This is a genomic window from Luteolibacter arcticus, from assembly GCF_025950235.1.
Taxonomy (GTDB): Bacteria; Verrucomicrobiota; Verrucomicrobiia; order Verrucomicrobiales; family Akkermansiaceae; genus Haloferula; species Haloferula arctica.
Genome location: NZ_JAPDDT010000020.1, coordinates 1 through 11,060, shown reverse-complemented (window position 1 = coordinate 11,060; position 11,060 = coordinate 1). Strand labels below are relative to the sequence as shown.

At 60.5% G+C, this 11,060-nt stretch carries 6 protein-coding genes; 1 reads left to right on the top strand and 5 read right to left on the bottom strand.

Features of this window, described 5'->3' with window-relative positions; translation table 11 throughout:
• Positions 1-11 precede the first annotated feature (11 nt).
• The gene (locus OKA05_RS25905; protein ID WP_264490123.1) at positions 12-773 is read right to left on the bottom strand and encodes a cytochrome c3 family protein; all 762 of its coding nucleotides are present in this window, start codon (positions 771-773) and stop codon (positions 12-14) included.
• Positions 774-1,306: 533 nt separating this feature from the next.
• Between OKA05_RS25905 and OKA05_RS25900 the strand changes: the two genes are divergently transcribed.
• Complete coding sequence (locus OKA05_RS25900; RefSeq protein ID WP_264490122.1) at positions 1,307-2,023, top strand: EF-hand domain-containing protein; 717 nt, start codon at positions 1,307-1,309, stop codon at positions 2,021-2,023.
• A 397-nt stretch (positions 2,024-2,420) separates the two neighbouring features.
• Here OKA05_RS25900 and OKA05_RS25895 read toward each other — a convergent pair whose 3' ends face one another.
• The 4 genes from OKA05_RS25895 to OKA05_RS25880 form a co-directional block, all read right to left on the bottom strand.
• Positions 2,421-4,247 (bottom strand): glycoside hydrolase family 35 protein, encoded by a 1,827-nt coding sequence (locus OKA05_RS25895; protein ID WP_264490121.1) that lies wholly within the window; start codon positions 4,245-4,247, stop codon positions 2,421-2,423.
• A 194-nt stretch (positions 4,248-4,441) separates the two neighbouring features.
• The gene (locus OKA05_RS25890; protein WP_264490120.1) at positions 4,442-4,918 is read right to left on the bottom strand and encodes a hypothetical protein; all 477 of its coding nucleotides are present in this window, start codon (positions 4,916-4,918) and stop codon (positions 4,442-4,444) included.
• A 34-nt stretch (positions 4,919-4,952) separates the two neighbouring features.
• Positions 4,953-8,246 carry an RHS repeat-associated core domain-containing protein gene (locus OKA05_RS25885; RefSeq protein ID WP_264490119.1) on the bottom strand — a complete coding sequence of 1,098 codons (3,294 nt, stop codon included), beginning with the start codon at positions 8,244-8,246 and terminating at the stop codon, positions 4,953-4,955.
• Between the two features lie 275 nt (positions 8,247-8,521).
• A complete protein-coding gene (locus OKA05_RS25880) occupies positions 8,522-10,936 on the bottom strand; it encodes a hypothetical protein (protein ID WP_264490118.1) in 2,415 nt (804 codons plus the stop codon).
• Positions 10,937-11,060 lie beyond the last annotated feature (124 nt).

Genomic DNA, 11,060 nt, shown 5'->3' with positions numbered 1-11,060 from the left:
ATGGAGGGAAATCAGTGGTGGCAGGTGGCGCAGCTTTCCTTCGGCACGATTTGCCAGTGCTCCTTGAGCTTGAGGCCGAGGTCCTCCGTGGTCTTCACCCCGGCGTCCTTGGTGTATTTCGACACGTCCGCGTCGCTGTACTTCAGGTTGTAGACCTCCTCGAGCGGGCGCAGGTGCTTCTCCGGCGCGCGGTGGCAATCGAGGCACCAGCCCATCGAAAGGCTGTTTTCCTGATAGACCACCTCCATCTGGTCGACCCGGCCGTGGCAGCTCTGGCAGGAAATCCCGCGGTTCACGTGCGCCGAGTGGTTGAAATAGACGTAGTCGGGCGTCTTGTGGATGCGCACCCACTCGATCGGCTTGCCGAAATCGGCGTGCTTCAGCGTCGGATCCATCCGGTCGCGCAGCGGCTGCAACTTCGGGCTGTCCTTGGCGACGTGCTGGTGGCAATTCCAGCAGGTATTATTACCGGGGACGTTCGAAGTCCCGGAAACGTCCACGAACGAGTGGCAATAGCGGCAGTCCAGTCCGAGTTGATCCACGTGGATCTTGTGCGAGAACGGAATCGGCTGCGACGGCTGGTAGCCCTCCACGAGGGTCTTCGGCGTCGCGTAGTAAGTAACCGCAAGCACCACTCCACCGGCGACCGCACCGGCACAAACGGCGATTTTCAGCGGCAGCAAGTTGGTCCAGCGCGGGAAGAAATTGGCCATGACGAAGGTGCGGCGGTGGTGCTCGGCGAGGAAATTTAGGGCGCTTGTGAAATTTTTCACAAGCTCTTTCGCGACGCATCCAGTGGAGATTTCGCGGCGCGGGCGCGGAGTCTGCAAACCCCCTCCGGCACTGGCAACCGGAAAAACGGATAGAATTCCAAAAAACCCGCGACACCCCACTTGCAAGTGGATCAATTCACACAGAACCCGCCAATTTTCACCGATCTCTCGGCGAGAACGGAGACCTTTCACCACGGCCGACCCGGTTGCCCTCCTCTTTTCAGCACCCGGTCGCGTCCCGCGACTCCCCAACAACCCACGCAAACCAACCCGACATCCTCCGCGGCAGCAACGACACGCGCCCTTACCCTACCTCGCCACAGCAAGGGGCCGTACTCAACTTCCGCGGAGCCAGAAGATCGCAGAAAGCCCGATTACCGCTCTTTCTGAACGCCTTCCCCCTCATTTATTAAGATTGCGCATCGAAAATTGGTGAATTTATCGTGAAATCACCCCTAATCTTGAATTTTCACTTGCCTGACATACCACCCCCGAGATAGCCCGCGCATCGCATTTGCTAGATACACAACATCATGACTAACCGTAACAGCACCCTCGGTACCAGCGTTCGCCTGGCCGCACTCGCTATCACCTTCACCGGCGCTGCTTTCGCCGGCGCCCCAACCGAGGGCGAACTGGCCTTCGCCGCGGCTGACATCGCTCCTGCCGACGGCTCCCTCAATCTCGTCGAGTTCACCACCACCCTCGAAGAAGGCACCTCCGCCCAGAAGGCCAAGGCAGCGTTCAAGAAGGCCGACCGCGACAAGTCCACCTCCGTCAGCCTTGTCGAGTTCCGCATCTCCATCGGCGAGCTCACCGCTCCGACCAAGGAAGAGCTCTCGTTCATCGCCGCTGACACCGTGGTGGACAACATCCTCACCCTCGCTGAGTTCGAAGCCACCTTCACCGGCAAGACCGCCCCGATCGAAATCTACAAGCGTTTCCTCAAGGCCGACGCCGCTGCACCCGTTGGCCTCTCCCTCGAAGAGTGGACCCTCTACAAGAAGGGCAAGGCCAAGGGTCCGGAAGGCGCGAAGTACTACAAGTTCGACCTCGCCGACAGCCACCCAGGAGTCGACCTCGGAGAAGACGACAAACTCTCCATCGAGGAGTTCGCCCTCTCCTTCCCGAAGGGAACCAAGGAGGCGACCATCTCCGCCAAGTTCGCCAAGGAAGACTCCAACGAGGACGGCTTCCTGACCCGTGACGAGTGGAATCCGGGTGCTCCGAAGGTGAAGCCTGCTGTCTAAGACCAAGCTTGCGCATCTCTCAGGGAACGGCGGATCTCCGCCGTTCCCTTTTTTTGGCCGGGGGCGACCTGACCCGGCTGGATACCCTCTCTGGAGTCCAAGCCACTCTCGGAGCCTGTCTGGAGAATGTAGCTGGGGTATCTTGCCCCAGTCCGTTGGAGGGGCGTCCCGCCCCTCAGCCTCCGGCTCGTCAGCGGCCTATTCAAAAGCACCGTTCCGACGCTGTTTTTCAGGCCGCTTCTCAGCCACCGCTCCATCGGCGGTGCCGCGGGCAGGGCCGAAAGACATGGCACCTCGCTCCACCGCGGCCATAGGCACAGTCGCCTTCCACGGCCGGCACCTGCTGCCAACCGCGGATCGGAATTCCTTGGCTTGAAGACCGCGCCCCGGGCTCCGGTCACTTCCCCGGCAGGATCGACCACACCGGCTCCTTGAGCGTCGGGATCTCCTGCGGGCAGTCGTCCTTCTCCAGTTCCAGCACCACCAGCTCGTTCTCCTCGCCGCCGCTCCGCAGCCACACGGAGGGGACGTAGATCGTCTGCTGGGGGCCGATGCTCCAGTAGCGGCCCAGGTTGATGCCATTCAGCCACACCACCCCGCGGCCGAAGCCGCGCAGGTCCAGCCACGTGTCCTGCGGTGTCGCCACCTTGAATTTGGAGCGGCGCAGCACGAGTTGGCCCGGCTCCGTGGCTCCGGCGGCCTTCTCGTAGTCACCGGCCAGAGGCTGGTCCAAGGGCAGCGAGATATGCTCGAAGGCCGCCAGCTCGCGATCACCGAGCCTCACGATGCCGGTCAGGCCCTTCCGCTCGCTGTTCATCACGGGGCCGAAATTGATCCGCCCCATGTTCTCGACCAGCAGGTCCAGCCGGTGCGATCCCTCGCCCGCCGTGATCTGCACCGGAGTGGTCCCGACCGAGCGGCCGCCGAGGCCGATCCGCTTGCCATCCAGCAGCACGATCACCCGGTCTTGCACCTGCGCCAGGTCCAGCGGGGCGTCCACCGGCCCCTTGATCTGGGCGCGATAGAGCACAAATCCCCTGCCCTGTCCGAACTGCTCCATGGAAGCGGGAACCTCCTTCGTCTCCCCGGCCGGCAACGACTTCAGGAAGGAAAGCTGTTCGCCGAGTGAAATCGGCCCGATCGTGCCGGGCGAGGGAAGCGCCGGGACCTCCGGCAGCGTTTCCTGGCCGAGCCGCCGGGAAATGATCTCGCGGAAAATGTGATACTTCGGCGTCGGCCGGCCGGATTCATCCAGCGGCGCGGAGTAGTCGTAGGAATTCGTCGTCGGCCGGTAGGCGCCGTCCCAATTCGCACCGGTCCAGAAGCCGCGGGTGGTCCCGCCGTGGAACATATAGAGGTTGAAGGAAACCCCCTCGTCCATCATCCACTCCAGATCCGCCGACTTCTGACGGGCATCGATCCGGTGGTGCGGACGACCCCATTGATCGAACCAGCCGATCCAGAATTCCGCAGTGAAGCGCGGCTTGCCCGGCTGGACCTTCTCCAAGGTCTCAAACGCGGGCTTCGCCTCCTTGCCGAAATTCGCCGCCTTCAGCAGGCCCGGCAGTCCACCGCGGCGCTGCGTCTCCTCGCCGGGTCCATCGCCCGCGAAAAGCAGGCCGGTGTAGCCGCCGCCGCGCAACGCGGCCTCCAGCTCGCGCAGGTACTCGGGATCGCTGGCAAAGGAGCCGAATTCGTTCTCCAGTTGCAGCATCAGCACCGGGCCGTCCTTCGCCACCGACAGCGGCTCCAGCATCCCCGCCACGTTCCGCATCCACGCCTTCGCCGGCTCGAGGTAGCGGCGGTCGGTCGAGCGCAGCTTCACGCCCGGCTCGGCCATCACCCAGGCCGGAATGCCACCCAGCTCCCACTCCGCGCAGACATAAGGGCCCGGCCGCACGATCACCTTCATCCCCTGCGACCCGCACTCGCGGATGAAGGCGACGAAATCCTTCTGCCCCTCGAAGTCGAATTGCCCCGGCCGCTCCTCGTGCAGGTTCCAGAATAGATAGAGGGACACCGTGTTGAGCCCCATCGCCTTCGCCATCTTCACCCGGTTGGCCCACTCCGCCCGCGGAATCCGCGGGTAGTGCATCTCCCCCGCCCGGATCTGGAACGCTTGGCCGTCGAGATGAAATTGGTTCCCAGCCACCTCGAAGGTCGCGGCGTGGGAGATGGGAAGGAGCGCCGTGTAAGCGGCGGTGAGGAAAGCGAACGGCTTCACGAATTCAAAAATGGAGACAGGAAGATTCCAAAGATGCAGCAGCAGGGGTACGGCGCGGATCGGCGTTTGTTGCGTTGCGGGGACCGACCCCATTCACGCAGCACAGACAGGAAGAGGAAACGCTTCGATCTTGATTCGAAAAGAAAGCGATGAAAAGCGAGCTTACGCATCGCAAACACAGTGATCTCGCGATATCACTTGGACACTTCTCTCGGCCTTTGTTCCAGAATCCTAGTTCTCCAAAATTCAATATTTTTCCAATTGGCGTCACTCAGTGGATCATCCTCGTAGCGAAAAGGTGGAATGTCTTCACTGTGGCCATATTTATGCTTCATCACATAACACGAAGCACAGCGAACAATTTTATTATCGGAGAGCAACCCCATAAAAAACTCGCGCTCGCCCACATTACCGCGCTCAAAGAGATAAATAGCAAGAACTCCAATATCGGCGTCTGACATCGCTCGGTCAGAGTCTTTATTAACGATCTCCTTCCCACCTGATATGTAGGGCATGCCCCCTTGGCGATCACTAAAATCCTTTCGAGCTAATGAAAAATTATCGTAATTGATTTTTTCCTGCAAACTTTCCGCTCTCGATTCCCCCATGAAAGAATAAATAGAGAAGACGATCCCGAAAATCAGGGTCCTTGTAGCGCTAATGATCAACATAATTCGATTTCTATGAGTAGGCATCGCAGGCTTGCTATTGAGCGACGACAGTAACAATTGAATCTTTGGATCCTCGGAAGTTGATCGATCCAGCTTTCTGGTCATCGATTATTTCGTTAGTAGGGATATCAACAACCTCCCATTTGAAATGTAAGACGAGATTCCAAATCTTACCATCAGTCGGCACCATGCCGGGGCTATCGGTATATGATATTACTTCTATGGATTTATCGTCATCCCACACGGTGTTATTATGATAGCCATCGTCAACCCAAACATCTGGATACACTTTCGTGCCTTGAGAGTTAGTAAATTGCGGATGAATACCCCCAACCGTTTCTGTGCCGTTAGCCGCAGTTTGGACCTGCCCTAACGAACCTTTAACCCACTGGGTAAATTGGCATGCCTCCGGATTACAACAGATCTCCTCCCCAGTAGACTCTCGGGTAACTATTTCACCCTTCTTTTTATAGCGAACTTCAACGCTAAATGGTTGCGATCCTTTTCCACGGGCTTGAAGCGGTTTTTTAATCGTTACCGTTATACTCTCAAGACAACATCCATGCTTAATCAAGCCCAGCCCATCCACCGCATCAATACCATTATTATTTATGAAGCAGAATAAATTAACTCCACCCTCTTCTTCAATTGGATCCCTATTCACCCATTTTCCCGTCACGGCGTCATAATAACGGTAGCCGTAGTAATAGAGTCCCGTTTCAGCATCCTGCATCTTCGTCGAAAATCCATGGTCCGATGGTGCCGTTCCCTGCTCCACCATGGTATTTCCGAACGCATCATACTCCCGCCGCGACACCGGTGCGGTTTGCCCCTCCAAAGTCCAAGCCACGATATTGCCGTTGCCGTCGTAGGACGGGCAGTAGCTGACATTCGAGTAGCCGTTGTGAAGGGTGACCGCCAACAGGCCGCCGACGCCGCCGGCTCCTTGGATCGATCCAGAAAGGTCCAGGCCCCAAGTGTACGACTTGGTCCGGGTGACCGTGCCACCCGTTTCCGCGGTGGCGCTGAACTCCGAAACCGGGTTCCAGCCATCGTAGATCCAGCGGGTGCTGGACGCGAAGACCGGCACCGAGGCGGTGCCTTGATACACCGTCTTGGACAAGCGCCGGCCACCCGCATCGTAGCGGAAGGCGAGCTTCCGGTACGGGGCACCCGCAGTCACGGCCTGGGTGGTGGACTCCATCTGGATCAGGCGGTTTTCCGCGTCCCACGAGTACACCCAGCGCCCGTCGTTGACAAGGTTCCCATCGAGGTCGTACATCGGCGTGGTGTCGGCCTTGGGATGGTAGAAGGCGCGGTCGATGGTGGTTCCCTGCGAAACAATCGTGGCAGGCTGCCACACCGGCGAACTCGAATTCGCTGCGGACGGCAAGGTGAAGTGGAAGATGTCGCCAGTGCGGTTTCCGGCCGTGAGCGCCGTGCCATTCACCGACACGGGATCCGCTGCCGGAGCGCGTCCGGTCACCGTGCGAGTGGTGGTGGTGGTGATGCTGGCATACTGGTTGAGCCCGTTCGGTGTGTAGGTCCGCGTGCCCAGCACATCGGAGGTGCTCAAGGTGCGGTTGCCGATGCCATCGTACTGATAGGTCGCTCCCAGCGCCGGGATGGTCGTGCCCGTGGCATTCTTGCGGACGGCGGAAGTGACCTCGCTGCGGTCATTGTAGCCGTAGTTCCAGTTCGAGCCGTCGATCAACGTGGCCTTGGTCCGGCGGCCGACATTGTCCAATTCGTAGCCGTAGCGGGTCAGCGGCGTGGCGGTGCTGCCCGAGATCGCGTCGCTGTGGATGGCGAGCAATCGGCCGGCGACATCGTGATTCCGGCGCTGGCGGAAGAGAGCTTCCGTGTATCCCCACTGGACGGTTTCGATCCGCGAGGTCAGCGGATTGTAGCCATAGCGGTGAACCTCGCTCAAGCCGTCGTAGACGTAGTCCATGCGGCCGCGGTCGTCGTAAACGTAGCTGCTATAGGCCATCTGGCTGGTGTGAGGGCCACTGGCCTGGGTTTCTGAGAACCCCGCCGGGCTGCCGTCCGGGCGCGGATTGGAGTAGCTGATGCCAATGCCGGGAAGCAGGGAATGGCCGCTCTGGAAGGAACGCGATTTGAGTCCGCCTTGAGCTGGATGGTAGCTGAGGTCTTCCGATCCGATTCCATCCTGGGTGATCACCAGCGGCCGGCCGAGACGATCGAGCGAGGGCATTGTGACGTCGGGCGTGGCGTCCGAATAATCGATGCCCGTGAGATCGCCGTAGGCGTTGTAGCTGTAGCTCGCGCTGACACCACGCGCCCACACCCGGCTGGCCAGCTTGCCCGATGAGTGGTACGTGTAGGTGGTCTTGTTGGTATCCGCATAGCGCTTCTCCAGCAGAAGACCGGTCCCTGGGTGATAGACCCAAGTCGTGACGCTGGAGTTCGTGCCATCACGCCAAGTGGTCAGGGTCACTTTTTCGCCGTAGACGTTGTAGGCGAAATCCTGCCGGTACTCCGCCGTGCCGCCAATCTGGGTGACCTCGCCGCGAGTCGAATAGGCATAGGTGACGGTTTTCCCGTCCGGCTTCGTGATCGTGCCGACGCGCCCGGCCGCCTGCTGAGTCGGCGGATGGTAAGCGTAGCTGGTAACCTTGCCGAAGGGATCGGTGACGGTGTCGACCTGACCATTGGTCTTGTAGGCGGTGCGGGTGACCGCGCCAGCCGGCGTGCGCTCGGAGATCCGGCGCCCCAGGCTGTCATAGCCGTAGGAGGTGGGCTGCAGCGAGACATGCGAAGTTTCGGAGACTGTCAGCCCGTTGAGGTCGGTCGACACCGCGCTGAGGTTGGAGGTCGATCGGGAAATCGTCTCGATGCGGCTCTTGGCCGTGGCGGTGCGGTCGAAGACCACCGAGGTAGTGAGCACCTCGCAGCCCGATGAGACCTGAATCGCAACGGAGGCCATCCCGCCGGCGCTTCCATGCAGGCGGCGCTTCGAAACGGTGGTGATCGCCGATTCAGAATAGTCGTAGGTCTTCTGCGATGACACTTCCCACCACAGGCCGGCCTCGGCCTCGTAGGTGCGCTTGGTCTCGGTCAGGCGGTCGATGTAGTAAGTGAGATAGCCATCGGAATTCAAGTCGTAGCCTTGGTAAGTCACGTCTGAGGTCGAGTAGTACCGTTGGGTGTGGAGGGTAGCCACATTCGGCGCGCTGGAAGAGATCGAGACCACGCGGTTGGTTCCCGGCGCATAGGTGGTGGTGGTGACGATCTCAGCCCCGCCCGCTGGATCGGGGGTGATTTGGGACACGGTGCGTCCCGCCCAATCGGTCACGGTTTTCACGTAACGGGGTGAATTCCCCAGGATGCCGATCCCGGCTCTGGTCTGAAGATTGCCCCCGCTCAAGGCCTCAAACCCCCATCTTCGGGACACCACGGCCCCACCAGTGACGGAAATGGTCCGGCCGTCCAGATTCTGGTTCGTCGACCGGCTGGCACCTCCAGGCAAGATGTCTTGAACGCTGCGGCCAGAGTTGAGGTAGGTCGTCTGTGTCACCGCCCCGGTCTGGTCAGTCGCCGAGATTCTCCGCCCGGCCCAGTCGGCGGTCGTGGAAGTGGTCAGGGAAAGCGCGCCGCCAGTGACGTTCGGGTCACGGTCCGGCCGGAGTAAGTATAGCTGGTCACCACATCGGGCTGCGAACCGACGATGCCCACCTTGGTAACACTGAGGGTGCGGCCGAGCGCGTCGCGGACCTCGCGGGTTTCGATTCCCTGCTCATCCCACGAATGGGTCTCATATCTCGAGACTTCCAAGGTCCTCTCCACGATTCGTCCGTCGTGCTTGCGGGTCACTTCCTTCACGGATCCATTGGGCCAGAAGCCATACTCGTAGGTGGTATCTGTCGCCGGGCTCCAACTGCCTGTGCCGGTCCGGACGAACAATTGCTCGCTCAGGACGCGTCCATCCTCGTCCTCGATCACCTCGGTCTTGGTGCTCTCCCCGAGCTCCAGGAAGGCAAAACTTGGCGTGCCATCGACTTCTCCCTGAACCTCAACGGTGATTGCCCTCACATGGGTTCCGGTGCCGCCATTGGCCGTGGTATTCGGGGTGAAGACTCCCGCGGCGTAAGTGCCGAGTTCGTAGCCGGTCAGCGAGCCGCGGAGGTCGGAATCGATTGAACCTGCGGAACGCCCCTGCCACGGGCGGACCGGGCCTGTGCCCCGCACGTAGCTGAGGCGGGTGCTCCGCAACGACTCGCTCGCCGAGGCCCAGCGATGGCGCGAAGTTTCCTGGATATTGACCGCCGCAGGAGCCCATTCCGAATGGATGCCGGCGAGCAGCAGCAAATCCGCGACCCCGGGGTTACCACCGGTACCGGTGACGGGAACCCACGCAGGTGCGGTCGTTTCTTTCTTCACCGTGCCGACAACAGGCAAGGTGGTGACTTCCTCGTCCACCACCAGACCGCCATTGCTGCCACTGGTGTAGGTGAAGGTCGTGACTTCGCAGTTCTGGGTCGGAGTCGAAGCGGTAGCGTCGGATGGCAACACCGGCAGTCCGTTCCACGGGCGAAGGACGGTCTTCGTCCTGCCCCGCCAACCGGACGAGGCATCGTAATAGTCATAAACTTCCCAAGAGCCATCCGACCGAGTGACCGACTTCGCTTGGCCGAGGAAATCCGGATGCGGTTCGTAGGTGGTAATGAGGTCCGGCTCGGTCGGTGACACAGACCTCCGCTCTTCCAAAAGGAACTGATGGGATTGCACCACAGCCGTTCCTTGGCGCAGGACCTGATACTGGTAGTCGCGCTCGGTCTCGGAGTAGGCGATCCCACTGCGAGAAACGGTTTCTTCGTCGGTGCGGATCCAACGGTCCTTGGTGCCGTCGTAGTCCTCGTCGTAATGGAAGTTCGACACGTAGTCCGTCACCTGAAGTCCGCCGGGGCCGACGATTCTCCACGCGTCCCCCGTCCCTGAAGTGGAAAGATACACTCTTGTCCGCGGGCTTCCTCCGGCGGTCTGCGTGGTGATGCTGATGCCACCTTGGTGACCGCTTGCCGGGTACACCTTGCTGTAGGTGTATTCGCGGACGGGCAGGCGTCCGTCGATGGTGGCATACAACTGGTTTGGCTGGCGCGGCACCACGAAGTCCCCGGCTTGGTAAATGAGTATCTGGAAGCCATCCTCGATCGACAGAACCTTCGCCAGACAGGCATCAGTCTTCACCTGTCCTATGATTTCGGGGGTATCGGGATTCGGTATCACCTCGAACTCCGGCGCAGCGAGGCCGAATGAATTCGTCACCTTCAGCAGATCCGGATTCGCCGCGCCCTCGGTGATCGAAGCCGCGAGGATCAGCGATCCGGCATTCCTTCCCGCCGTTTGCGGGGTGGCCCCCAAGTCCACGGTGTGGGAAAAGGCCGCCATGCTGGGCTGGGCGGTCGGAGGTCCACCATCCACCAAAGGAGGAACATCCTGTTCATTCTCGGGAATCGACGGCGGCGAGGTTCGGGTGTACGAGCTATCCTCCTCGGTCTCGCTGTCATCCTCGTCATCTTCCTCTTCCTTGTTCTCGTCCGCCTCCTTGGTGATGCGGACTTTATAGGTCCCGGTGATTGCTCCACCGAGCGCGATCACGGGAAACGTGAGGGTCAGGTTCTCAGACCAGGCTCCGTCAACCCCGCCGGTGACCGTGCAGCATTCGACGAGATAGCCACAGGTGGAGCCCGGGTCTAGCACCACGGTTGCCACGGTGCCGCATCCAGATCCCGACAAGGGCTGCGACACGACCTCCACGGTGCCGGTGTAAGGGTCCCCGGGTTTGATCGGGATCGATCCCTCGGGCGTCTGGGCGAGTGCCTCGCCGGACTCCGAATCGGTCACGGTGACGTTATTACCCGTCTCCGGGTTGTACATGCTAACCGTGATGGAGCCGCTCTTCACCTGAGCGGAGCCGGAAAACTTCAGCGTCTGGGTCCCCGGAGTGCCGCAGGTGCCACCGCACTGGGCATGGACCGAACTCAGGGAAACCATGGCCGCAGCGAGGCAGCCCCAGGCCCGGCGCAAGAAAACGGCCGGCGTCCTAAGAGGCTGTCTGAAAAATCATCTCCCCGCGGATTTTAATCTGTACTAGTTAGGTCAGGTATTGGAGAAGCTC

Bases quoted from the DNA above. Each gene is read 5' to 3' on its own strand.
- OKA05_RS25900 (WP_264490122.1), top strand. From the start codon at position 1,307: ATGACTAACCGTAACAGCACCCTCGGTACCAGCGTTCGCCTGGCCGCA.
- OKA05_RS25890 (WP_264490120.1), bottom strand. From the start codon at position 4,918: ATGTTGATCATTAGCGCTACAAGGACCCTGATTTTCGGGATCGTCTTC.
- OKA05_RS25880 (WP_264490118.1), bottom strand. From the start codon at position 10,936: ATGGTTTCCCTGAGTTCGGTCCATGCCCAGTGCGGTGGCACCTGCGGC.